The organism is Thalassospira sp. CA1, from assembly GCF_059052855.1.
The window spans coordinates 12,628-38,052 of record NZ_JBZCIA010000012.1 but is presented as its reverse complement, the minus strand read 5'-3'; the positions used below and the strand labels follow the sequence as shown (position 1 = coordinate 38,052).

The following is a 25,425-nucleotide window of genomic DNA, read 5'->3' as shown; positions in this document are numbered from 1 at the left end:
TGGTGGCGCAATGCCACCGGCAATCGGCATATTTCAGCGCCTATTCTAGTGCCAAACTGGCAATCAATCCGTTAACAGGCAAACACGGCGATATTCGGATAAAAGCGATGACCTTCGGTAAAAAAACCGCTATCACAAGATGAAGGGGCTAAGGGGCTGAAACCGGGGGAATTTTGCGCAGCATCCGCTTGAATATGTTTCTTTTTGCGATGTTGATTGTGACCGCGTCCGGCATTTTTGCCGTTTACGGACCCAAAATCGCTGCGCATGAGGTTGCCAAAACACTCGTCCTGCCCCCCAGCGGACCTGCGGAAGTTATCAATCTGAACCGCTATCTGACGCGTCTGGTGACAGACCGCAAAGTGGAAAGCGCCTTTAAAATCCCGTCGATTGCCGAATCTGAGTTCGCCTCTGTCCTTGAGGCACGCGGTCCGGGCTATACGGATCGCACCATCTGGTATCGCGCGCCGGTCAAAATCGTTGATCAACCCGGACGAACGGGAAGAAGCGCCTTTATCGATATCGGACATGTGTATCTGAATGATATCGAGATCAGCATCCTGTCAAATGACGCGCGCCAGATCATCTGGCAGGAACATCTCGGCGACCGAATTCCAAGAGCCAAGGGTGGCTTGCAAAATCTTTCGCATGTTGCCGAATGGCCGAAACTGTCACTTGGCGAATATTGGCTGGTTATCGCGGTCCATACCAACAGCGCGCATGTCTTTGAGGCCGAACTCCTGCCTGATACGGCGCTTATCACCAAATCGGGCAGCAACAGTTTTATCAAGGGGGCAACCCTTGGTGTTCTGCTGCTTGCATTCGGGATTTATTTCGCGTTCGGCGTGATGTCGGGGGATCGTTCTGTTCTCTGGTATTCGGGTTATATCTTTTCGCTGTTTCTAATTTCGTTCGGGGTGACGGGTTACGCACAACTGATTTTCAAACCGTTCTGGTCGCTGGCCTCCGACTTCGTGACGGGAACCGGAACGGCGTTTGCCCTTGGCACAAGCATCATGATGTGGAGCTATATGACCCGTCTTGATCGCGAGAACCGGCCGCTGTTTCGGGTCATGGTCGGGTATTCGGTTCTGGCGATGGCAGGTTTTCTGACCGCCACATCGGACTGGTATATCCTGTATGCCAAAGTGTTTTTCGGGCCTCAGATATTCCTGCTTGCGGTTTTGCTGATCAATCTGATGTATCGCGGATATCGCCAGAAACACACATTCCAGATGAGTTATTTGATGGTCGCGCTTGGTGTTCCGACCATCGGGGCAATGGCGCATTTGCTGTTGCTGATCGGGTGGTTGCCGGTCAACGGATTTACCACGAGCATCTTTGCCCTCAGTTCGTTTATTCAGCTTGTGCTGGTGGCCATCGCGATGGCCTATCGCACCTATGGCGTGATCAACCGGCGTGTTGATGCCCTTGCCTCCGGCCAGCGGGCCGACCAGCTTGCCAGTGAACAGCGCACCTTTATCACCATGCTGTCACATGAATTCCGCACACCGCTTGCGATCATTCAGCGGTCTGCTGAAATCCTTGGCTTACATTTGCAAAAAGAGCCTGAAAGCGTTTTGAACCGGCTGTCGACGATCCAGTCCAATGCCCGGCAGCTTTCGGGCCTTGTTGATGCGTTCCTGACCAAGGAGACCCTTGATAGCGCGACATTCACCACCACGCGCGAAGCGGTTGCCATCGATGCGTTTCTGCGCGATTTGATTACACAGCGCCAACGCGAGGTCCCCGGCCAGAATATCAGCCTGATCCAAAGCGAGGTGGTGATCGTCGAGATTGACCGGATCCTGATGGAACGTGCACTGATCAACCTGATCGAGAATGCGCGAAAATATGCGCCGGGGGCTGCCGTCTGGATTTCAGCCGAACGGGCGGCCAATGGTTATGTCTATATCCGGGTTGTCGACGAGGGCCCGGGCATCGCTGCCGACGATCTGCAGAATGTTTTGAATGCCTTTTACCGCGGACGGGATTCGGTCAAAATCCAGGGTGTTGGGCTTGGATTGCATCTGACCAAACGCATCATCGAGGCCCATGACGGATCCCTGTCGGTTAGTGTTGGCGAAGAAGGCGGAACAACAATCCTGATCAAACTGCCCTATGACCGCGACATGACGGTACTGAGGAACAACGAAAACAGGGCAGGCTTCCCGCTTGGTTATACCGAGACGTCCCATGACGGGGAGCGGCCATGACGATCAGATCGCGGCTGTTCACTCTGCCAAAGACACATTCCCTGTCCGCCGTGGCTTTGGCGGCGGCATTGGTGCTGCTCATAATCACAACCGTGGTTTTGATGCCATGGCACGGTGCAAACGCGCAGTCTTCGGTGACGCCGGACGGTGATGAGGAACATCTGGTTCTGCCAGGCAATGTCACGGAACCGATTGAGATCACCCGGTTTGTTGCGTCCTTTGCCGACACCACACGCAAGCTTGGCTTTGAAGAGATCCAGGCCCTGCCAGATGCGGCCTTTCAGCAGTCATCTGCCATACCGTCCTTTGGGTATACCCGCGATGTGATCTGGCATCAGCTTGATCTCACCATCAGCAATGACATGACGAAACGCGCCCTGCTTGAAGTCGGGCCGAACTATCTGAATTTCATTGATGTGTTTCTGGTGCCCGATGGACTGGGTGATGCAGTCTGGCACACCCGTCTTGGCGATCATGTCCCGGCCAGCGCCCGCCAATATGGCGGACGAGCACATATTGCAGCCCTGCCCTTGATGCAGCCGGGCGATTATCGCCTTTATGTCCGGTCGCAAAGCAATAGCGCCAATCTGATCTGGATGACACTTTGGCCAGCAACCGACCTGGTGTCCTCGCTGTCTTTCCGTTATCTGGCTTCGAATGTTTTCTTTGGCTTCATTCTGGCATTGGGGTTGGCTTATCTGGCGCTTGGTCTGATTGCGCGGGATCGGATTGTCGTTCTGTACAGCATCTGGGTCCTGGCAATCGGTGTCACAGCGGCCGTCGTCAATGGCGTGGTCTTAAGCGAGCTACGACCGGAAATACCGTGGGTGAATGATTTTTTGTTGGGAACAGCCAACATCATTACCTATGGCGTGACGGTGTTCCTGTGGCTCTACATCATCGATGCCAAAAAGAAGCATCCTTTGGCCTACAAGATATGTTGCGCGTACGGGTTTTTCATTCTTGCCTTTGCGGCCGGGGCCACGACCGATCTGTACACCGTCTTTGGCACCTATATCGTGCCAAGCCATTCGGTCTTTATGGCCACGATGTGCGCAATCCTGATCAAACGGGCGTTTGAAGACATCCACAACCCGCGTTACTGGGCGTTCCTTGTGGTTTTGGCCGTCCCGACCGGGGCGGCGATCATGATCCAGCTTGCCCTTTCTGGGGTGATCGATGCGACCAGATTGCGTCTGGAACTGCACAGCTACACCTTGATGTTCCACCTTGTCGGGATGGGCATCATCATGACGATGCGGTTGTCGCGCATGGACAAGGAACGTGTCACAGTCGTGCGTAAGGCAGAAGAAACCACCTCGCTGGTCGAGGAACAGCGCAAGCTGATTTCGATGCTGTCGCATGAATTCCGAACGCCGCTTGCGGTGATACAGAGATCATCGGAAATGCTGATGCTGCGTCTGACAAACCATAAGGATGACGTTCTTGAACGTTTGCAACGCATTCAGCTTCAAGCCCAGAAACTGGCGCGTCTTGTCGATATTTTCCTGACCAAGGATGGTATCGATACCCAGGAACTGTCACTTGCGCGCAAGACAGTTCCGATCAACCGGTTCCTTCAGGAATTTGTCGCCCAGACCACACGCGAAGGTGCCGAAGTTCAGGCGGTATTGAGCCGGACCACGGGTATCGAGGTCTTTATCGACGAAACCCTGATGGGACTTGCGATCACGAACCTGGTTGAAACGTCACGGCGCTTTGCGCACGGAGCACCGATCCACATCAGTACTCACCGACATTCCGAGATGCGGGTTGAAATCAGCATCCCCTGCCGCGGTGAAGAACTGGATGAAGACGAGATCGCCATGATTTCCGATGCGCTGTTCCGGCGCGACATGGAAAGCCAGTCATTGCAGCGCGCACTCGGGCTGCATATTTCGCAACGTATTGTCGTTGCCCATGGGGGATCGATCACCCTGCGCCAGAAAGGCGCACGCAGCATCGAGCTTTGCCTGCTTTTACCGTGCGAGTAGCTGGCCGCTGTTTATTCGGGTGGGAAACAGACGGATCAGGAAGCCTCGGCCTCGCCGGCAATGGCGGCGGGTGACGTAAAGGCATAGCCACGACCATACGCCGTTCGCACAGGGAGTTCTTCGCCGATTTCCTTGATGATTTTCTGACGCACGCGCCGGATTGCCGTATCCAGATTGCGGCAGTTTTCCGCCGTGTCGGCCTTGCCGAGCGCCTCGACGATTTCAGGACGTGTCAGCCATGCCCCATTGGCATCAATCAGGATCTTGACGATGGTACGTTCGGTCGCTGTCAGTTTGGCTTCATTGCCTTGGGGATTGCGCAGGGTCCAGTTAAGCATATCGAGAACCCAGCTATCCTCGGGAATTGCCGTTTCAGCCGCCGCTTCGTTATCTGAACGTGACGCGCGGCGCAGAAGCGGTTTAAGGGCGGCCTCGATCACCGATAGCGGGCTGTCTTTTGTCAGATAGACATCGGCACCGGATTTGTAGCCTGTCAGATGATTGTCCATTCCCGAAAGCGAGGTCAGCATCATGATGCCGCAATCAACGGTTTTGCGGACATGCTGGGCCAGCTCATAGCCATCCGCGTCGGGCAGCATAATATCAAGAATGACCGCATCGGGTTTGCGCGCAGCAAGAGCGCGGTAAAATGCAGCACCGGTTTCACAACCGACGACATCGAAACCGCACATCTCAAGATACTCACAAAGATCCTTGTTCAGATCGGTGTTATCTTCCACGACATATACACAGTGCGTCATAGCATTCCAGCCAGACCTGACATCAGCAGGGAACGGCTGCGTCAGACCGCCTATCTCGTTCATCTAAAGACCTTCGCGTTCGCTTGTTGTCCAACCATCAACTGTGACTTTGGTGTCACTTTTGTTTGATACGTATTGGTATGTGGTCAAAGAACCGATTCTGCAAGTATCAACCGTAAATGGTCAGAAAATGCCAGAATCGAACTTGCCGCAAAAAAGCTCGCAACCGATCAGAAGCCAAGCCTCCTTGCGATTGCGAGCCATGTTTTAAACGATGTCGATAAAATGACAAGTTATACGTGCAGAGAGTGCATAAAATACATCTTCAGACAATAGATGTGGAACTGGCCACAGAAATCGCCTGCACCGTTTCAGGCACATCATGTACGCGGATCATCTGAACCCCGTGACGCCATCCATTGACCGCAGACGTGATTGAACCACCCAGACGCTGCTTGGGATCGGCCTTGGGATCAATCTTGCCGATGAATGACTTGCGCGAGGTCCCCAGCAGGATCGGGCAGCCCAGACCATGGAAAATGGCCAGACGCGACAGCAGTTCAAGATTGTGCGACAGCGTCTTGCCAAAGCCGATGCCCGGATCAATGCAGATGCGATCGCGTGAAATACCAGCCCGCTCGCAGCTTTCGATGCGATCGAGCAGATAGTCATAGATATCAAGCACCGCACAATCATATTGCGGGTCGGCCTGCATGGTGCCCGGTTCGCCCTGCATATGCATCAGCATCAGCGGTTTGCCAGATGCAGCCGCAACCTCCATCGAGCGTTCATCGCCCTCAAGACCGGTAACGTCATTAATGATGGCAGCCCCGGCCTCAATCGCGGCTTCCATCACGCCAGCGTGGCGGGTATCAATCGAAACGATGTGCCCCTTGGATGCCAGTTCGCGGATCACCGGGACCACACGATTGATTTCCTCGTCCTCGGACACGGTATCAGCCCCTGGACGGGTTGATTCGCCGCCGACATCAATGATCGATGCGCCCTGCTCTATCATCGCCATGGCGCGCGCCACAGACTGTTCGGTGGTGTTGTAATCGCCGCCATCGGAAAAGCTGTCGGGTGTGACATTGATGATGCCCATCACATGGCAGGATGCCATATCAAGCCCGGCATAATCCTGGCGTTTGGCCATCAGGCGGTCCAGAACGGCATTGATTTCATCAACCCGGCCACTGTTCTGAACCCAGCCTTCAAGGGCGAGGAGCGGCAGGATCATGCTTTCAGCCCCACCACCTTCGCGGCGGCGGATGATTTCAAGTGCCGAGAACCCCCGGCGTGATCCGGCGAGTGGCAAGGTATTGGGATCATCGGCATGGTCGATGAAACCGGTCGGTGCGTAGTAAAGCGGTCCTTCAAAATCGGCAAAGCCCCGCACATCGGCGGGGCTTCGCAGGACCGATCGTTTGATCTCGTCCATCAGTCTCTTTCTGTTAGCTTCCCGGTTGCGGTTCCGGGGAAAGGTCCCCGCCGCCGTCACCAGGGTTATCCTTGCGGGCACCGCCGGTGCTTGGCACCGTAGAGCGACGTCCGCCACCTGCATCCTTGCCGCCACCCGAAGTATGGCCCGGACGGTTGATTTCCTCGCCACGCAGCAGCGCGTCGATTTCCTTGCCCGACAGGGTTTCATATTCCAGAAGACCTTTTGCAAGCTTGTGCAGGTCATCAAGATGTTCGGTCAGAACGCGCTTGGCGAATTCATAAGCCTCGTCGGAATAACGACGGACTTCTTCGTCAATGAGTTGCGCAGTTTTTTCCGAAACGTTTTTGTGCTGGGCAACGCTGTGACCAAGGAACACTTCTTCCTGGTTATCAACGTATTTGACGTTACCAAGCTTGTCGGAGAAGCCCCACTCGGTCACCATCTTGCGCGCATATTGCGTCACCATGTTGATGTCCGAAGATGCCCCCGTGGTGACCTTGTCCTTGCCAAAGATGATTTCCTCGGCAACGCGGCCACCCATGGCAACCGCAAGGTCGGAAATCAGCTGTTCGTAGGATTTGGACACCTGATCACGTTCCGGCAGACGCATCACCATACCCAGCGCGCGACCGCGCGGAATGATGGTGGCCTTGTGGATCGGATCAGACGCAGGCGTATGGAGTGCGACCAGTGCGTGGCCACCTTCGTGATAGGCGGTCAGCTTCTTCTCGTCATCGGTCATGATCATGGAGCGACGTTCAGCCCCCATCATGACCTTGTCCTTGGCGTTTTCAAAATCAGCCATCGTGACAACACGCTTGCCAAGACGGGCGGCCAGCAAAGCTGCCTCGTTGACAAGGTTTGCCAAATCCGCACCCGAGAAGCCCGGGGTACCACGTGCAACCGTGCGCAGATCGACATCCGGGCCCAGCGGAACTTTACGCGCATGAACACCAAGAATGCGTTCACGGCCTTCCAGATCCGGGTTCGGTACGACGACCTGACGGTCGAAACGACCCGGACGCAGCAATGCCGGATCCAGAACGTCCGGACGGTTGGTTGCAGCCACCAGGATCACGCCTTCGTTGGCTTCGAAACCATCCATCTCAACGAGGAGCTGGTTGAGCGTCTGTTCGCGTTCATCGTTACCGCCGCCAAGACCGGCACCACGATGGCGGCCCACAGCGTCGATTTCATCGATGAAGATGATGCAAGGTGCGTTCTTTTTGCCCTGTTCGAACATGTCACGCACACGCGATGCACCGACACCAACGAACATTTCAACGAAGTCAGAACCTGAGATGGTGAAGAACGGTACATTTGCTTCGCCGGCAATCGCACGCGCCAGCAGCGTTTTACCGGTACCCGGAGGACCGACAAGCAGCATGCCTTTGGGGATTTTACCGCCAAGGCGCTGGAACTTCTGCGGATCGCGCAGGAAGTCGACGACCTCTTCAAGTTCGCCTTTGGCTTCTTCAATACCTGCGACATCTTCGAAGGTCACGCGGCCGGACTTCTCGGTCAGCATTTTGGCCTTGGACTTGCCAAAGCCCATGGCCTTACCGCCGCCGCCCTGCATCTGGCGCATGAAGAAGATCCAGACACCGATGATCAGAAGCATCGGGAACCAGCTGATCAAAGCGCTCATCAAAGGAGACAGGCTTTCTTCAGGCTGTGCGATGATGCGCACGCCCTTGTCGTTCAGCTTTTCAACGAGGTTCGGATAATCCGGGGTGTAAACATTAACAGAGCGACCGTCGCGCGTTTCTGCAGTCAGGTTGTTGCCCTGGATGGTGACTTCGGAAATCTGACCTGAATCCACTTCGGCCAGGAAGTCCGAAAATGCCAGCGACGACTGACCGGACCGTCCGGAGGGCGACTGAAACAGGTTAAACAGCGCCACCAAAAGGATGGCGATAATAACCCACAGTGCGAGATTTTTTCCCATATTCATTCCAAGCTACTGGTCGCAATTTGTGTGTGCCGTGACGCAAAACTTCCTGCGCAGGGTCTGACAATCAAATAGTCATAAGCCCCGCTTACGCAAGTAGGTTGTCGGGTTTCGGTGACGATTTGAAACCACTTTCCCACAAAGGTACTTGCGGCGCAAACTGCCAACTGCCACCAGACGCGATCAGGCCCCTGCCCAGAGGCCGTCCGCAACCGGCGGCGGATAGTACGTCGGAAAGCTCCGAAACCTCAAGCCCGCCAACAGATAACAAGCCTTCTTTATCGTAGAGTGCAGGCATGGATGCAAGGGCCGCGCGCGGTAAATTACCAATAAATGGTGCAATTTCGCCGAATGCGGCGCGAAAAGACTTCGTGTGAAACACATCACAAAGGCCAAGCGGGGCGATCCAACGTCCAATTTGCCCCGACAGATCAGCCTCATCTGCCTGCCATTCAAAGCGATTATCAAACCGCACAACCAAAGATCGTGTGAGTGATTCGGCATCCAACGAAATCGGATCCTGCGCCATTCGGCCAAATTCGCGATAAACGCAAATCCCGCCTTTCCGACCGTGCAAGACGCAGCTGCCCAGACTGATGCGGGCTGTTTTATCCGCACCAAGGCGATCCAGCGCACCGCGCAGTTTATCCAGCGCAGGCATATATCCGGCACCCCCCACCGTACGCACCACCTGCCCCAGTGCATGGATCGCGGCGTTGCGATCAGCCTCCGGGTCAAGCAGCACATCCGGATTAAGGATCGCAACCCCATTCGCATGCAGGGTCACCGCCCCGGCCAACAATCGGCCAATGCCCGTTTCAAGGGCGCGGCGCGCCGATGCGTCGCCGGTTATATCGGGCGGGCGTGATGCCCCCGCTGCAAACGCCTTGCGCACGCGCACGCGCTCGAACTTTTCGTCGATGTTGGAAGGATCTTCGATCCACGCCTGCCCGCGTGCCGTCAGGGTCGCCACCAAGTCAGTCTTGGCAACACCCAAAAGCAGACGCAGCACCCGGCCATGTCGCAGGTAGCGGCGCGCAGACATTCCGGCCTGCCCAATCGGGGTCGTGCCGCGATCGCGGCGCATGGCAATGGTTTCGCGTTGATCGCCTGCGTGATGGGCAACCAACAGATGGAAAATGCCGGTATCACGCATCAGGTCATCAAAAATCTGATAGCGGGCCTGGCGCGCCTTTTCCTGCACGGCACCTTTTGGCTTTTCCCCCTGCCAGTGTTTGGTGATGTGTTCGATGTTATGGCGGGCAAGTTCGGTAGCAACCCAGCGGGCCTCGTCAGAGGCGGCCTTGCGGAGACCATGGTCAACCGTAACGGCAACCACGCGTCCGCCTTGTGCCTGACACCAGTCATGGGCCAGCAGTGCAAGCGCCATGCTGTCAGCCCCGCCCGAAACACCAACAAGGATTTCAGGGGCGGTTTCAAACGGGGTAAACGCCATCATCAGTCTATCAAAGACAACGGCGTCCAGTGGAGTTCCACCGGACGCCGTGTTTTGATTTTCTGATGTCGTAAGGTTGCCGATCATCGGTCTGCCATACGCAGGGTTTACTGCGGACATCCACGGTTCTGGCGTTCCTGACGGGCCCGATCCAGAACGACGTTCGAGGCGTTCGGGAAATTGTCGATCAGGTGGCCAAAGGCCGTGCAGGCATCTTCGTTCTTGCCAAGATTGGCCAGCGACATGCCGAGCTTCAAAAGGTTGTCTGGTGCCTTGGTGCTGTCGGGGTAGGTCTGGAAACCTTCGGTAAAGGCGATGGCAGCATTTTCATACTGGCCACGCACGTAATAGGTTTCACCCAGCCAGTATTGCGCATTGCCCGCCAGCGGATCGTTGGGATGGTTGCTGACGAAATTGCCCAGCGCCTGTTCGGCTGCCTGGAAATCCTGTTTGCGCAGAAGGCCAAAGGCTTCGCGATACTGTTCTTCAGGCGTGCCGGTGGTTGCCGCAGCACTCTGGGTTGGTGCGGATGCGTTGGAGGCAGCAGCCCCGCTTGGAATTTGCGGCGGCTGGCCTTCGTTTTCAATCACGCCAAACAGCTGGGTGCCGCGTTCATTAAGGGGCTCGCCCGAACCGGCAGCCCCCGGTGCGCTGTTGGCGGCAGAGTTATTGGTGCCCTGCGTGGCCGTTCCCGCAGCAAGCGGTGCATTTGCCCCACCGGCATTTGTGCCACTGGTCGCAACGCCGCCACTTTCAAGCTGGTTGAGACGGAAATCAATATCGGCCACCAGACGTTCCAGGCGGTCTTCCATCTTGCGAATGCGATAGTCGAATTCTTCAAGCTGACCGGTCAGTTGGGTGGTTGTGCGTTCCAGTGCGCTGATCTGGACCTGTTGGCGTGCGGCAGCCGGGGTTGCAGCCCCACCGCCATCACCAGACGAGACAGCGGCCTGTGCGGCATCACCGGTGCCTTCGCGATAGACATAACGCTGCAAAAGATCGAGGTCCTTGCGCAATTGTTCTACCTGACGCGACATGTTGGCGTCTTGCGCGTGAACCGGTTGGGACCCGAGTGATGTCATGCCAAACACAGCTCCGACGGCAAGGGCCATCAGGATGTTGCGGTTCTTTGGCGAAATGGCGGATCGAACGCGGATCATTTTCGGGTCCTTTTTCGTCAATTCAGTCTTTGAAGGTTCACTATGGAAATACCTGTCGTGACTTTCAAACATTTTCAGGCGGCAAAAATAAGGCGCCTGCCCCAAACGGGACAGGCGCCTTGATCTTCAAGTCAGGCTTTCACCTGCACGCGCTTAACGGATAACCGATACAGAGCGGCGGTTTTTAGCCCAGCTTTCTTCGTCATGGCCAAGAGCAACCGGGCGCTCTTTACCATAAGAAATGGTCTCGATGCGCGACGGGTCGATGCCCAGAGCAATCAGGTAATCTTTAACCGAGTTCGCACGGCGTTCGCCGAGTGCAAGGTTGTATTCACGGGTGCCGCGCTCGTCGGCATGACCTTCAACAACAACTTTGTACTGCGGGTATTTCTTCAGCCAAGCGGCCTGCAGTTCGAGGGTACGACGTGCTTCGCCAGCAAGATCGTATTTGTCGAAACCAAAGAAGACGCGGTCACCAACGTTGACAGCGAACCACTCAGGGCTGCTTTCAGCCAAAGAGGTCGAAGACGACGCGCTAGAAGAAGTGCTTGCACCGTCGCCACCAGTGGTTGCCGTGCTATCAGGTGCAGTTTCACAAGCGGCCAGAAGAGCGGCAGCAGCAAAAACGCTCAGAATACGAAGTTTCATTTAAGTTTTCCCCTTAACACCGGACGCATTCGCCCGAGGTTGGTGTTTTCCATGTCTCGCGACACCGAAAATGCCCGCGATTAAAGCGAATCGCATTCAGTGCTTCGCGATGACTATACTCTTGAGATATCAGGGAATCAAGGGCGACCATGCAGGATCCGACCCATCCGCCGGTGTAACGATCTCTCGCTCGTTATAACCGGTAAGATCAATCGAATACAAACGATAGCGATCCTTGGTCCCGTCCCTGGACGGGTGCTGGCGGTAGTACATCAAAACTCGACCGTTCGGTGCCCATGTTGGTCCCTCAACGAGGTAACCCTCGGCCAGCAGCCTTTCTCCACTGCCGTCTGGCCGCATGACGCCGATATAATAACGACCTCCTTCGGATTTGGTGAATGCGATCAGGTCTCCGCGCGGCGACCAGACCGGGGTGGCATAGCGTCCACCACCGAAGCTGATGCGCTGTACGCCCCCACCATCGGCATTCATCACATAAAGTTGTTGTGCCCCACTGCGGTCGGAGTTGAACGCAATGCGAGACCCGTCCGGAGAATAGGAAGGCGAGGTATCCACGGCCGGATGGCGCGTCAATTGACGCTTTTCACGCGTGCGCAGGTCCAGTCCATAAATTTCACTGTTCCCGTCAAGCGCTTGTGACATCACAACCGAGTTCCCGTCTGGCGCGAATCGGGGCGCAAAGGTCATCCCCGGAAAATCACCCAGCAATTCCAACTCGCCGGTATCAATATCCAAAACATAAACGCGCGGCTTGTCGTTAAAGTACGACATATAAACCACTTCCTGTGCCGTCGGCGAGAAGCGCGGGTTCAGCACGAGGAACCGTCCATCAGACAGGAACCGGTGGTTTGCACCATCCTGATCCATGATGGCCAGTCGTTTGGTCCGGTTATCGGCCGGACCGGATTCCGAGACGTAGACAACGCGCGTATCGAAATAGCCGGTTTCACCGGTGATACGTTTGTAAATCTCGTCCGCAATCTTGTGGGCAATCCGACGCCAGTTGTTTGGCTGCGTACGATACGCAACGCCAGACATCTGGGTTTCTGCCAAAACATCCCACAGGCGGAATTCAACACGCAGAAGACCATTTGGTTCGGTCACAACACGACCGTTCACCAGGGCCTGCGCATTGATGGCCCGCCATTCGGCAAAGTTCGGGTTCACCGCCAATGATGCAGCACTCTGAATGAATGCCTTTTCATCAATCGGAGCAAACAGGCCCGAACGTTCGAGATCTGCGGCAATCACCTGGGTCATGTTCTGACCGATCTCGGTTTCGGCAACGCCTTCGCCCGGGAAGCGGGTGACGGCAATTGGCATCGGTTTCAGTTCGCCCCGGGTGATATCAATCCGGAGTTCCGCCTTTGCCGGCGACATGAACCCGACATTCAGGCCAGCGACAACGGCAAGGGCGCACAGTGCCGCGACACTGCCTTTAGCCCAAAATCGTTTTATTGCGTTGGTCTTGATCGTCATCCTGCCTCGCTATTTTCCACGCGTGTTCAAGAACTTGGTCGTTAAAGGCCCAGCATTTCACGCATGTCAAAATTGAACGTGAATGTGCGCCACATTTCGTATTTATCCAGCGGCAGTTTTAGAGGACTGCATTGCGGATTTAGCACTGCTCGAAGCGCACTTTCTGCAATCGTACGGCGGGAAGTGTCGCCCTGGATTTCGTTCAGATTGCTAATCCGCGCCAAACGGACGGTTCCGTCCGGGTTTGCGCTGACATGAATTTCAACCGCAAAGTTGCCCGCTTCCTTGGCCCCTGCCGGGGGGCTCCAGCATTTTTCGATCTGACGTTTTACGGCATCAAGCTCGCTCATGGTCAGATTGGCATCAAGCCTGGTCGCGACAACCTCGCTGGCATTTTCTTCCGGCGTTTCGTCTGGCTGCTGCTCCGGTGTGGCTTCTGCCGTTTCCTTGAGCTTGCTGACATCCTTAAGAACGCTCATGAGATCGCGTTTTTTCGGCTCTTCCTTTTTTGGCTCCGGCTTTTTGACCGGTTCCGGTTTCGGCGGCGTCGGCTTGGATTCCGGCTTTACAGCAGCAAGCTCAGTCGGCTCCGGTTTTGGCTCCGGCTCTTTTTTAACGTCTGGCGTCGGAACCGGTTCCGGCTTTGGTGTCGGTTTTGGCTCTGGCTTGGGCTCCGGTTTTGGTTCCGGCTTCGGCTCAGGCTTCGGCTCGGGCTTGGGTTCTGGCTTTGGTTCCGGTTTCGGCTCAGGCTTCGGCTCGGGCTTGGGTTCCGGCTTCGGGGTCGGCTTTGGTTTCGGTTCCTCTTTGGGTTCCGGTTTTGGCAAAGCCTTGGTGGGGGCTGCGGAAAATTCGTCCACTGTCACGACTTCAACCGAAATGGACTGCAATTCCAACGGTGTCTCATCAAACAGATCGGGCAGCCCAAGCCACGCCACCAGAAACAGGACAGCGTGCAGACCAAGCGATATGAGAGCGTAACGCAGCATGATTCGTTTACGAACCCTTTGCCGGCAATTCGGCGATCAGGGCGACTTTGGTGAAACCGGCATCCTTGATCAGGCCCATGACTTCCATCACACGGCCATAATCAATTGTCTTGTCCCCGCGGACAAAGATGCGGGTATCGGCCTTGTTGTCGGTAATGGCGGCAAGCTTTTCGGTCAGGGTGTCCTGCGCGATTTCGCTATCCATGATGTAGATCGTGCCTTCGGCAGAGACCGACACCACCAGCGGCTCATCCTGACCGGTCATCGGTGCGGCACTGGTTTCCGGCAGATCAACCTCGACCCCGACTGTCATCAGCGGGGCTGCGACCATGAAGATCACCAGCAACACCAGCATGACGTCGACCATCGGGGTGACGTTGATGTCACTCATCGCTGCCCGCCGGTTACTCCGGCGCCCGCGACGGCGTCCTCCGCCTGATTTGGCAAGCTGTGCGCCCATAATCAGTCTCTCGTGTCGTCAAGTTGGCGCGAAAGGATCGAGGAGAACTCGTCCACGAAAGCTTCGAGGCGGTTGCTGTAACGGTTCAGGTCGCTGGAAATCTTGTTATAGGCAACCACAGCCGGGATCGCAGCAACAAGGCCCATGGCCGTTGCAAAAAGAGCCTCGGCAATACCCGGTGCGACAACCGCAAGCGAGGTGTTCTTTGATGCCGCGATCGACTGGAACGAAACCATGATGCCCCAGACCGTGCCGAACAGACCAACAAACGGTGCGGTCGAGCCAACAGACGCCAGGAAGGTCATATACCGTTCCACCCGGTCCATTTCACGACCAAGGGTAATTTCCATGGATTTTTCAAGGCGCTGCTGAAGGCGGGCACGCATGGTGTCACCATGGACACCCTTTGCGTTCGAACGGCGCCATTCACGCATGGCCGAAACAAAGATGGCTGACATCGGATCGCGCGGCTTGTCGGCGATACGGTCATACAGATCTTCAAGTGATCCCCCCGACCAGAAGGCTTCTTCGAAGGTGTTAGCCTGGGCGCGCAATTTGCGCAGCCGCAGGATTTTCTCGAAGACAATCGCCCAAACCCAGACAGAAGCCAGCAAAAGACCGATCATCACTGTTTTGACGACCAGCCCAGCCTGCATGAAAAGTCCCCAAAGAGACATATCATGTGCCATGACCGACTGCCCCAGCGTTACCGCGTCGACCACTTGATTTTCCATATTCCCGTCAGTCCTTTGTCACATCAAGACAACTATTAAATACTGTTCTTAGTTCGTCGGGCAGACGTTGTGCCCGAAGTTCTTCCAACGACATGCAGGCGAGATAAATCTCGATCACCACCAGTTCGTCGTCGCCCCGCATAATCTTTTGTTCAAAACCAAGCGATGCGCCCCCGACCTTGATCACCCGGCTTTCGACCGAAATACGGTCTTCCAAAAGTGCAGGACGTCGAAAGTCGAGCGTACACTGTCGAACGGCTATGGCAACTTTGTGGCGTTCTGCAATATTTCGATTGGTAAAGCCCAACAGGTTAAGCATCGCTGAACGTGCCCGTTCGGCGAACGCTAAATAGTCGGCGTGATAGACGACGCCACCGGCATCTGTGTTCTCGTAATAGACAATCAGCGGATAGATATGCCGCTTGCCTTCGAAGCGGCCAAGAATGGCGTCGTGATCTTGTTGGGCCATCAGGATTCTTTCCCCGCCTGCCCGTCAAACAGATCGGAAAGCGGCATCCCGCCCGCTTGACGCGGCGGGGTCAGACCAAGATGCTTGAAGCCCTTAACGCCCAGCATGCGCCCGCGCGGGGTACGCTGGATCAGGCCCTGTTGCAGCAGATAAGGCTCGATCACGTCTTCGATGGTATCGCGCTCTTCGGACAGGGCGGCGGCCAAGGTATCGACCCCGACCGGACCACCGCCATAGTTGCTGGCGATACAATTAAGGTATCGTCTGTCCTGGCTATCAAGACCAAGGTTATCGACCTCAAGCCGGGTCAGGGCCGCATCGGCAATGAATTTATCGACCGGCGATTTTTCCGCCACGGCCGCGAAATCACGTACGCGACGCAACAAACGACCGGCAATACGCGGGGTGCCGCGTGACCGACGGGCGATTTCCATCGCGCCTTCTTCGGTCATGTCGAAATTCAAGAGTCTTGCACCACGGGCAACGATGCTGACCAGTTCTTCGGGCTCGTAGAACCGAAGGCGCAGCGGAATACCGAAACGATCCCTAAGCGGCGTGGTCAGAAGACCCGAACGCGTGGTGGCACCGACCAGGGTAAAGGGCGGCAAATCAATCCGCACAGAGCGCGCAGCAGGACCTTCGCCGATGATCAGGTCAAGCTGGAAGTCTTCCATTGCTGGATAAAGGATTTCCTCCACCGCCGGGTTCAGACGATGAATTTCATCAATGAACAAAACATCGCGCGGCTGAAGGTTGGTCAGAAGGGCTGCAAGGTCACCCGCCTTGGCAATCACCGGGCCGGATGTTGCGCGAAAGCCAACACCAAGTTCACTGGCAACAATTTGCGAAAGCGTGGTTTTGCCAAGCCCCGGCGGACCAAAGAACAGGACATGGTCCATGGCTTCTTCGCGCGCACTGGCGGCCTTGATGAAGACATCAAGGTTTTCACGGACTTCTTTCTGGCCGGTAAAATCGTCAAGCCGACGGGGACGCAGCGATCCATCCTGATGATCTTCTTCTCGGCGCTCACCACTGAGCAGACGGTCTTCTTCTTCGCTCACGCGCTAAGCTCCTTTAGTCCCAGACGGATCAGGGTATCGATCGACTTGTCATCGCCTGCCTGCTGGGCGGCCTTGCCCACCGCACCAAATGCCTCGGACCGGCCATAACCAAGATTGACCAGTGCCGATACCGCGTCTGCCAAAACGACGCTATCATCCACAACCGGTTCGGCTGGCGCTGTGTCGATGCTCACATCTTTGGTGGCCGTGGCTGATTTCTTGGATTTTGCGGCTGGTTTTGCGTCTTCGACGGCGGGGGCCGCCGGGGCCGCAACCGGGCCAAGGTTCAGTTTTGCGGCCTTGTCTTTCAGTTCGCCAACAATACGGGTTGCGACCTTGGGGCCGATTCCCGGTGCGCGGCAAAGGGCTGTGGTATCCTGGGCGGCCAGTGCGCGCAAAAGATCGGTGGGCGTCAGAACTGACAACAACGCCAGCGCGACTTTTGCGCCGACACCCTGAACGGTGGTGAGCAAGGCAAACCACTGCTTTTCGGCGTTATCGGCAAAGCCATAGAGATGAATGTGATCTTCGCGAACGTGGGTTTCGATCATCAGGCCGGCATCGCCGCCCTTGGGCGGCAGCATCGAAAGCGTGCGGCGCGAGGCAAAAACCAGATAGCCCACACCGTTGACATCGATAATGACGCTGTCTTCGCCGATGAAATCCACAATTCCGCGCAGTTTGGCGATCACCTGTATTTTCTCCCGTTTCGTGTTGGGTGTGCTGCCATCGAATTGGCAAGCGACCGGTTCCCGGCATGTTGCGCGTGGCATATGGCAACCGCAAGGGCGTCAGCGGCGTCCGGCCCGGCAATGTCACATCCCGGCAGCAGGGTTGAAACCATCATTTCGACCTGCTGTTTGGCAGCATGACCGGCACCAACCACAGTCTTTTTGACGGCATTGGGTGTATATTCCGTTACCGGAATGCCACTGCGCGCAGGCGCAAGCAGTGCAACACCACGCGCCTGCCCCAGTTTCAGGGTCGAAACCGGGTTTTTATTGACGAACGTCTCTTCAACCGCGGCCTCGTCAGGTGTCCAGATCCGGATCACTTCGATCAGGCCGGTGTGCAGTTGATCAAGGCGTTCGGCAAGGGTCAATGACTGGGTGGACGTCACCACGCCATTGGCAACATGGCGCATACGATTGTTATCGAGGTCAATGACGCCCCAACCGGTTCGTTGCAGACCGGGATCAATCCCGAGCACTCTGACCACTACATCCCCCAAAAAAGCGGGTTCCAGATACAAAACACCCGCCATTCAAAAGCGAAAGGCGGGTGTTGGCAAATATTAATTAGTTATCGAGACCAGCGACGATTTCGTCGGTCCAGTTAACGTTGGTCCAGACATTCTGGACGTCGTCGTTATCTTCAAGCACATCGACCAGTTTCATGATGCTTTGCGCCTGTTCGACCGAAATGTCGGCTTCGGTGGTGGCACGGAAGACCAGCTTTGCGCTTTCCGGATCGCCGAATTTTTCGGTCAGGGCTTCGCGCACAGCGTTGAGGTCCTCGATCTCGGTATCGATGATGTGGTTCTGATCATCGGACTCCGCATTCGCAGCACCTGCTTCAAGGGCTGCTTCGAAGATTTCGTCAGCATCGGCCTTGTCGATCGGATAGACGATTTCGCCGACACGGTTGAACATGAAGCCGACCGAACCGGTTTCACCCAGGTTGCCGCCATGCTTGGTAAAGGCAGCACGTACTTCGGACGCGGTACGGTTACGGTTGTCGGTCAGTGCTTCGACGATGACGGCAACACCAGCGGTGCCATAACCCTCGTAGCGGACTTCTTCATAGTTATCACCCTCGCCTGCACCGGTCGCCTTTTTGATGGCGCGATCGATGTTGTCCTTGGGCATGTTCTGGGCACGAGCCGCAGAAATCGCCGCACGCAGACGCGGGTTGCTGTCGATATCTTCGCTGATTTTCGCGGCAACAGTGATTTCACGCGCGAGTTTGGTGAAGATCTTGGCGCGCTTTTTATCCTGCGCACCTTTGCGGTGCATGATGTTCTTAAATTGGGAATGGCCGGCCATAACCTGTAACCTGTCGTCAATGAATTCGAAGTGGAACGGTATCGGGTGATACCACGCCGGTCATACGGGCGTTCCCTGACAGACCAGCCCGTCCGGGCATGTACAGGATGACACATTCATATCTGCGACATACGCGAACGAAAATTTCGACCGCTCCTATATCCTGTTTACCCAGCAAGGTCCAGCCATGCTTGGCGAGATCGCCAAATATTGGGGACAAGGGTCAGGTTTTCGGGATTAATGCACCAAAATCATGACCAACCTATCCGGGGATAGTCGTGCACTATACGCGGATAGATGTTGCAGACGTCTTGATATTCTTTCATTAATGTTCTCTGGTGTAGATATTAAACTAAAGAAGAATACTCTCTAGGGCCAAGCTGTCGCCTAACGCAGGACTGCATATGATCCTGCGGTGCCATAAACAACCGGAATGGACAAAGAAGCCATACGGAAACAGCCAGGAAAAAGGTTAGATAGAATGGGAACTAAATTCGGGGTCCAAAGCAAACTTTTGATATCGTTTGCTGTGGTCGGATTGATGGCAGTGATTTCTGCCATTGTCGGTGCTATTTCCTTCAATCAGTTCGGTAGTGCGCTTAATACCATTACCGAAGAAAAGATTCCGCCGATTGCCGCGGCTCAGTCACTGGCAACCGGAAGTGCAGAAATTGTCGCCATTGCGCCGCGCATCGTGGCCGCTGCCAATCCGGAAGAAGAAACCGCGATTAACGATGAACTTGCGGTTCGTCTTGAAGAGCTTAATGTCCGCATCGCCGAAATTGAGGCGACCGGCTTTATGCCCGCGGTAATTGCAAGCATCAACGACAATCGCGCCCTGCTTGAGGATAACCTCAAACAGCTGCACGAAGTGACCCAGGAACGTTTCCAGATCAGCGACGAAAAAGCCGCGAAACTCGAAGAGTTCCAGAATCTGGCGAAACGCTATGGTGACACCTTAAAACCGGTGCTGTCCTATACCCAGAACGACATCGCCCAAGGCAGCGAATACGCCGCGTCGTTTGAGGAAGACCCTTCAAAGAAATACAGCGCGGACAAAGAAGAAATTCTTGAGTCCTTCCAGAAGTTCGCATCAGCGATCGAGACGCGTACACCGATCCTTGATATCGAGCGTCTGGGTTCTGCCGCATCAAACATGATCATTTCCAGCACCACGGAAACGCAGGCGGTCCGCCTGTCGATCATTCCGGTGCGTATTCGCGGAACGTACACCGATGCGCTGAGCAAGCTCGATGAGCTTGATAATGATCGCCTCAAGGCGTTCTATGTCGATCTGATCGACAAGATGCAGAAGCTGTCGGTTGGTGAAGGCAGCCTGCCTGAACTGCGCAAACGTGAACTTGAGGCAACCGAACAAAGCCAGGCGCTTGTCGTGCAGAGTGGCGAATATGCCAACGCAATGCGTAACAGCGTTGCCGAACTGGTTGCCGGTCTGAATGCAGAAGTCAATGATGCCGCCGCCCAGGCAAAGGTTGTCGAGAAACAGAGCCTGACCGCCCTGTTTGTTGTCGCCGTCGCAGCCATCATTATCTCGCTTGCGATTTATGTGCTGTATGTGCGTGGCAACGTTCTGCGCCGCCTTGGTGGTTTGCAGAAAACCATGGTTCAGCTTGCTGATGGCAATCTTGATGTCGTCGTGCCGTCCAAGGGCAATGACGAAATCAGCGCCATGGGCCGTGCGGTTGATGTCTTTAAGGACAACGCCCTTAAGGTCCAGGCCATGCAGGCCGAGGAAGAACGCCTTAACCATGAACGTAACGAAGCACTTCGTGATGAGTTGCTGGCACTGGCCGACACCCTGCAGAATGAAGTTGAAAGTGCCGTGAACGAAATCGCGGCCCTTGGAGATCAGCTTCAGGGCGTTTCCGGTCAGATGACGTCAAGTGCGGAACTGGTTTCGGGTCAGACCGAAGAAGTTGCAAGCTCTGCACAGGAAGCAACCGGCAACGTTGAAACGGTTGCTGCTGCGACCGAACAGCTGTCGGCATCGAATGCGGAAATCAACCGTCAGATGGCGGAATCGACCCGTATCTCGAACGAAGCATCCAACCGTGCACAGGAAACCAACGAACTGGTGGTCAGCCTGTCGCAGTCTGCAGACCGCATTGGCGAAGTGATCGCACTGATCACCGACATTGCCGAGCAGACCAACCTTCTGGCCCTGAACGCCACCATCGAGGCGGCACGTGCCGGGGATGCGGGCAAGGGCTTTGCGGTTGTTGCCGCCGAGGTCAAAAACCTTGCCAACCAGACGGAAAAAGCCACCGAGGAAATTTCTGGCCAGATTTCGGGCATTCAGAAAGCCACCGGTGAGTCCGTCAATGCCATCGGCGATATCGGCCGTATCATTGAAAACATCAATGAGATCGCGACCACCATCTCGGCTGCGGTCGAGGAACAGGGTGCCGCCACCGACGAGATCACGCGCAACGTGCGCGGGGCTGCGGATCGCACGCGTTCTGTTTCGGCCTCGATCAACGAAGTTGCCAATGAAACCAGCAAGACAGGCGAACTGTCCAGTCAGGTTCTGGCAACTGCACAGGATGCATCGCAGAAGGTCGAAAACCTGCGTTCGCGGATCAACGGCATTCTGGATGATCTGCGCAAACAGGCACATGATCGCGCAGCGTCCTGATCACAGGCAAAACTTGATGACAAAAGGCCCGCCAATGGCGGGCCTTTTTGTTTGATGGTCACATTGAAAGCAGCATCTTTCGATCCGAAATAAAGCGCAGTCGCTGCGAGATGCCACTTTGCGCGACCCTGAATTTTATACAGCCGTACAGGTTTGGCCGAAAATTCATGATCCTGATGCGATTCCTGTGCTATATCGGAGAACAATAATAATAGATCAGGCCCCAAATTTCCCGAGATCCTTTCAGGGTCGGATATCGGGTATTCCCCAAAGTGGCTTGGCTGGGAACAAACGTTCAGACGACGTACATACATGCGTCGGCACCACATGTGGCGACGCTTGTCTCTTTGGTCTACGGGGTAGGTTTAATTATGGGTTTAAGTTTCAAGCGCGGCGCAAAGCCGTCATCGTCAAAAAAGAAAAACTCAACAAAGACGAACAAAGCAGGGCTTGGCGTACGTGAAAAGTTGGCTGGTGCCTTCTTTCTTGTCGGTCTGATTGCAATCTTGGCTGCGGCCGTATCGGTCTTCTCTTTTACCAAATTCGGCAACCAGCTTGACACGATTGCCTACGAGCAACTTCCGCCAATGTTTGCTGCCCAGCAGCTTGCAACAACCAGTGCGAAAATTGTGGCCTCCGCACCACGCATTATCGCGGCATCCACCGTTGAAGAAGAACAGGCGGTCAAGGCTGATCTTGATGTGATGCTTGCGAACTTGCAGGAAAATCTTGCGGTGCTGAGCCAGTCCGGCCTTCCGGAAGAAACGCTGTCGGTGATCGAAACCAATGGCCAAAGCCTTGCTGAGTCGCTTCAGGAACTTCATGACACGACGATTGAACGTTTCGAGGTCGCAGGCCAACTTTCGGATTCCCTTGCCAAGTTCCAGCAACTGACCGGCAAATACAACTCGATGATCCAGCCGATCCTGTCGGCATCCCAAACCAAAATCACCGAAGTTACCAGTCAGGTCCATGATCTGCGTCAGGCTGGCGCCTTCTTGACCGATGAACAGGAAGCCTCAACCAAGGGACTTCTGTTCAAACTTGATGAATTGATGGCCGCCCAGGCCCCGATCCTGCAGCTTGCCAACAGTGGTGCTGAAATCAGCAATACCGTTCTGTCCGCCGCGTCATCAGATGATCGCATGCAGCTTCGCATTATGGGCGTTCAGGTCCGTGGGGCGGTTGGTGTCGTTGCCAATACCATTGGCGAACTTGAGAACGAGAAGCTCAAGAAATTCTATGAAGGCCTGCTTGGCGATATCAAAAAGCTGTCGATGGGCCGCAAAAGCATTTCATCCCTGCGCAGCGAAGAACTTAAACTGGCCGACGACCAGATCGACATTGTTGAAGACAGTGCGGAATTTGCCGCCGCGATGGAAGATGGTGTGAACGCGCTTGTCGCCGATCTTCAATCCGGCGTCGACAAATCAGCCGACACCGCAAGCACCCTGACCCAGCAAAGCTCGCTGGTGATGTACGGCGTTGGTGCTGCGGCGATCATTATTCCGCTTCTGATCTATCTGGTTTATGTGCGTGGCAACCTGTTGCGTCGTCTTGCCGGTCTTCAGAAATCGATGATTTCGCTGGCGGATGGCGATCTTGACGCGGCCGTTCCATCAGGGGGCAGTGACGAGATTTCTGCCATGGGCCGTGCGGTTGATGTGTTCAAGGCAAACGCGATCAAGGTCCGCGACATGCAGGCCGAGGAAGAGCGCCTGAACCGTGAACGCAACGAGGCACTGCGCGATGAATTGCTTTCACTTGCCGACACCCTTCAGGGTGAGGTCGAAAGTGCGGTGACTGAAATCGCCACCCTTGCCGAACAGCTTCAAGGCGTATCCGGTCAGATGACCGACAGTGCCGAACTGGTGTCAGGTCAGAGTGACGAGGTGTCGAAATCTGCCGATGAAGCCACCGGCAATGTCGAAACCGTTGCCTCGGCTACCGAGCAGCTTTCAAGTTCGAACGCGGAGATTAACCGTCAGATGGCGGAAACCACGCGTATTTCGAACGAAGCCGCGCAACGCGCGCAACACACCAACGAACTGGTCAACAGCCTGTCGCAGTCGGCAAGTCGCATTGGCGAGGTGATCGCACTGATCACCGACATTGCCGAGCAGACCAACCTTCTGGCCCTGAACGCCACCATCGAGGCGGCACGTGCCGGCGATGCGGGCAAGGGCTTTGCGGTTGTCGCGGCAGAGGTCAAAAACCTTGCCAACCAAACCGAAAAGGCGACCGAGGAAATCTCGGGCCAGATTTCCGGCATTCAGAAAGCGACCGGTGAGTCTGTCACTGCCATTGGCGAGATCGGCTCGATCATTGATAGTCTCAATGAGATTGCCACGACGATTTCGGCCGCGGTTGAACAGCAAGGGGCCGCAACTGACGAAATCACCCGCAACGTGCGTGGTGCGGCGGACCGAACGCGCGCTGTGTCGGCATCGATTGCCGAGGTTGCCAACGAAACCGGTCGCACCGGCCAGCTGTCTGGTGAAGTCCTGAACACGTCGCGTTCGGCATCCGAGAAAGTCAGTGAACTGCGCACGCGCATTACTGTCATCCTTGATGATCTGCGTCAGCAGGCCCGTGACCGCGCAGCGTAATTTTCAACCAACATCTAAACGACAAAGGCCCGTCATCTGGCGGGCCTTTTTCTTTGATCGATTGATTATTGCCTTGGGCGTCAGGCGCTGGGCCAGCTTCCCTTTAGGCGGCCACCGATACGCACCGCTTCAATCCGCTTTGCCAGGCCGGTCTTGTCGTCGGTCTCAACATAGACGCCACACACCGTTGCCGGGCCTTCTGCCGGTTCGAACCGGCCGGACGGCATCTTGGTGATGAATTTGCGAACCGAGTTTTCTTTTTTCATGCCAATGACGGAATCAAAATCGCCGCACATGCCAACATCGGTCTGATAGCCGGTACCATTTGGCAGGATCTGGGCATCGGCAGTCGGCACGTGGGTGTGCGTGCCCAGTACAAGCGACGCCCGCCCATCGCAATGATGGCCAAACGCCATTTTTTCCGAGGTGGTTTCGGCGTGGAAATCGACAATCACGGCATCGACATTCTTGCCAAGCTTATGCTTGTTAAACAGCTTGTCAGCGCCTTGGAACGGGCAGGACAACGGATCCATGAACAGACGTCCCATCATGTTAATCACGCAGACCTTCTTGCCCGACTTGGTCTTGAAGACATAATCGCCGTTACCCGGCGTCCCATCGGGGAAGTTCCAAGGACGCAGCAGTTTTTCATCTTCGTCGATATAGGCGATGATTTCGCGCTGATCCCAGACATGATTGCCCGTGGTCAGGACATCGGCCCCCGCGTCATAGAATTCCTTGCAGATTTTCGCCGTGACGCCAAAGCCGTGCGCTGCGTTTTCGACATTCACCACTGCGATATCAACCGACAACCGATCACGTAGCATCGGGAGCGCTTCAAGCGCTGCCTTGCGACCGGACTGCCCCAGAACGTCGCCAAGATGAAGTAAACGCATTGTGCTTCCTGTATTGCGTCAGCCAGCAGGCAGACATGTTTCGTTTAATGCACCCTGCCCCGGGACGCATGACCGGCATCACTAAATGGAAAAGGGAGTTTTAGCAGAATAAGCGGGAGCCACCACTGCCGTTGGCCATTTGGTAATTCCTCGTGACCTGCGAGTGCAGGTGGGCGCCGTATAACGAGACCACGGCCTCGACAGGGACAGCTCCCTAGAGAAATGAGCATCGGCCCCGGGAATTAGCGAACCTGACGAACAGGGCAGCTCCCTTGTGCTGGGTTCTTGATCGCCGCGAACGACGCATCGCAAACTGTCAGCGACCGGAACTTAGTCCTCGACCAGCTGAATTTCAAGTAGATTGCATGAATTCAGCCCG

The 25,425-nt window shown here is 55.5% G+C and carries 20 protein-coding genes and 1 other RNA gene; 4 read left to right on the top strand and 17 right to left on the bottom strand.

All coding sequences use genetic code 11. The features are described 5' to 3' along the window. The first annotated feature begins 194 nt into the window (after positions 1–194). Together AC5Q5A_RS17555 and AC5Q5A_RS17550 are read left to right on the top strand one after the other, a co-directional pair. On the top strand, positions 195–2,216 hold the full coding sequence (locus tag AC5Q5A_RS17555) for a sensor histidine kinase (protein ID WP_493896115.1): 2,022 nt from the start codon (positions 195–197) through the stop codon (positions 2,214–2,216). Beyond that, the gene (locus AC5Q5A_RS17550) at positions 2,213–4,210 is read left to right on the top strand and encodes a sensor histidine kinase (RefSeq protein ID WP_493896056.1); all 1,998 of its coding nucleotides are present in this window, start codon (positions 2,213–2,215) and stop codon (positions 4,208–4,210) included. Before AC5Q5A_RS17555 ends, AC5Q5A_RS17550 begins: the two co-directional genes overlap by 4 nt. Positions 4,211–4,245: 35 nt before the next feature. On the opposite strand, the gene AC5Q5A_RS17545 is transcribed toward AC5Q5A_RS17550, so the two are convergent. The 15 genes from AC5Q5A_RS17545 to AC5Q5A_RS17475 form a co-directional block, all read right to left on the bottom strand. Next, the gene (locus tag AC5Q5A_RS17545) at positions 4,246–4,971 is read right to left on the bottom strand and encodes a response regulator transcription factor (protein WP_231959806.1); all 726 of its coding nucleotides are present in this window, start codon (positions 4,969–4,971) and stop codon (positions 4,246–4,248) included. A gap of 325 nt (positions 4,972–5,296) precedes the next feature. Then, positions 5,297–6,412, bottom strand: a complete 1,116-nt coding sequence (gene folP, locus AC5Q5A_RS17540) for a dihydropteroate synthase (protein WP_493896055.1) — start codon at positions 6,410–6,412, stop codon at positions 5,297–5,299. Between the two features lie 13 nt (positions 6,413–6,425). Then, the gene (gene ftsH / locus AC5Q5A_RS17535) at positions 6,426–8,369 is read right to left on the bottom strand and encodes an ATP-dependent zinc metalloprotease FtsH (RefSeq protein ID WP_064790171.1); all 1,944 of its coding nucleotides are present in this window, start codon (positions 8,367–8,369) and stop codon (positions 6,426–6,428) included. A gap of 85 nt (positions 8,370–8,454) precedes the next feature. Further along, positions 8,455–9,825 (bottom strand): tRNA lysidine(34) synthetase TilS, encoded by a 1,371-nt coding sequence (tilS, locus tag AC5Q5A_RS17530; protein WP_493896054.1) that lies wholly within the window; start codon positions 9,823–9,825, stop codon positions 8,455–8,457. A 104-nt stretch (positions 9,826–9,929) separates the two neighbouring features. Further along, entirely contained in the window at positions 9,930–10,982 is a 1,053-nt protein-coding gene (ybgF, locus tag AC5Q5A_RS17525) for a tol-pal system protein YbgF (protein WP_493896053.1), read from the bottom strand. 153 nt (positions 10,983–11,135) lie between these two features. Beyond that, a complete protein-coding gene (gene pal / locus AC5Q5A_RS17520) occupies positions 11,136–11,630 on the bottom strand; it encodes a peptidoglycan-associated lipoprotein Pal (RefSeq protein WP_493896052.1) in 495 nt (164 codons plus the stop codon). Between the two features lie 129 nt (positions 11,631–11,759). Next, positions 11,760–13,130 (bottom strand): Tol-Pal system beta propeller repeat protein TolB, encoded by a 1,371-nt coding sequence (gene tolB, locus AC5Q5A_RS17515; protein WP_063087186.1) that lies wholly within the window; start codon positions 13,128–13,130, stop codon positions 11,760–11,762. 41 nt (positions 13,131–13,171) lie between these two features. Then, the gene (locus AC5Q5A_RS17510; RefSeq protein WP_064780635.1) at positions 13,172–14,116 is read right to left on the bottom strand and encodes a hypothetical protein; all 945 of its coding nucleotides are present in this window, start codon (positions 14,114–14,116) and stop codon (positions 13,172–13,174) included. A gap of 7 nt (positions 14,117–14,123) precedes the next feature. Continuing rightward, entirely contained in the window at positions 14,124–14,576 is a 453-nt protein-coding gene (tolR, locus tag AC5Q5A_RS17505) for a protein TolR (protein WP_040824151.1), read from the bottom strand. 2 nt (positions 14,577–14,578) lie between these two features. Then, entirely contained in the window at positions 14,579–15,310 is a 732-nt protein-coding gene (gene tolQ, locus AC5Q5A_RS17500) for a protein TolQ (protein ID WP_008891378.1), read from the bottom strand. Positions 15,311–15,317: 7 nt separating this feature from the next. Continuing rightward, a complete protein-coding gene (locus AC5Q5A_RS17495) occupies positions 15,318–15,779 on the bottom strand; it encodes a YbgC/FadM family acyl-CoA thioesterase (RefSeq protein ID WP_493896051.1) in 462 nt (153 codons plus the stop codon). Further along, entirely contained in the window at positions 15,779–16,840 is a 1,062-nt protein-coding gene (ruvB, locus tag AC5Q5A_RS17490) for a Holliday junction branch migration DNA helicase RuvB (protein ID WP_493896050.1), read from the bottom strand. Before ruvB ends, AC5Q5A_RS17495 begins: the two co-directional genes overlap by 1 nt. Next, positions 16,837–17,532, bottom strand: a complete 696-nt coding sequence (ruvA, locus tag AC5Q5A_RS17485) for a Holliday junction branch migration protein RuvA (RefSeq protein WP_493896049.1) — start codon at positions 17,530–17,532, stop codon at positions 16,837–16,839. Before ruvA ends, ruvB begins: the two co-directional genes overlap by 4 nt. Further along, the gene (ruvC, locus tag AC5Q5A_RS17480) at positions 17,529–18,104 is read right to left on the bottom strand and encodes a crossover junction endodeoxyribonuclease RuvC (RefSeq protein WP_051007649.1); all 576 of its coding nucleotides are present in this window, start codon (positions 18,102–18,104) and stop codon (positions 17,529–17,531) included. Before ruvC ends, ruvA begins: the two co-directional genes overlap by 4 nt. Before the next feature lie 34 nt (positions 18,105–18,138). Beyond that, a complete protein-coding gene (locus AC5Q5A_RS17475; protein ID WP_008891373.1) occupies positions 18,139–18,885 on the bottom strand; it encodes a YebC/PmpR family DNA-binding transcriptional regulator in 747 nt (248 codons plus the stop codon). Between the two features lie 481 nt (positions 18,886–19,366). Here AC5Q5A_RS17475 and AC5Q5A_RS17470 point away from each other — a divergent pair, with 481 nt between their 5' ends. Next, positions 19,367–21,541, top strand: coding sequence for a HAMP domain-containing methyl-accepting chemotaxis protein (locus tag AC5Q5A_RS17470; RefSeq protein WP_493896048.1), 2,175 nt, complete (start codon positions 19,367–19,369; stop codon positions 21,539–21,541). 506 nt (positions 21,542–22,047) lie between these two features. Next, positions 22,048–24,150: a methyl-accepting chemotaxis protein gene (locus AC5Q5A_RS17465; RefSeq protein WP_353799522.1), complete on the top strand. Its 2,103-nt coding sequence runs from the start codon at positions 22,048–22,050 to the stop codon at positions 24,148–24,150. 80 nt (positions 24,151–24,230) lie between these two features. On the opposite strand, the gene AC5Q5A_RS17460 is transcribed toward AC5Q5A_RS17465, so the two are convergent. Both AC5Q5A_RS17460 and ssrS read right to left on the bottom strand, forming a co-directional pair. After that, positions 24,231–25,046: a TIGR00282 family metallophosphoesterase gene (locus tag AC5Q5A_RS17460; protein WP_008891370.1), complete on the bottom strand. Its 816-nt coding sequence runs from the start codon at positions 25,044–25,046 to the stop codon at positions 24,231–24,233. 112 nt (positions 25,047–25,158) lie between these two features. Next, positions 25,159–25,319: non-coding RNA, 6S RNA (gene ssrS / locus AC5Q5A_RS17455), on the bottom strand. Positions 25,320–25,425: the final 106 nt, after the last annotated feature.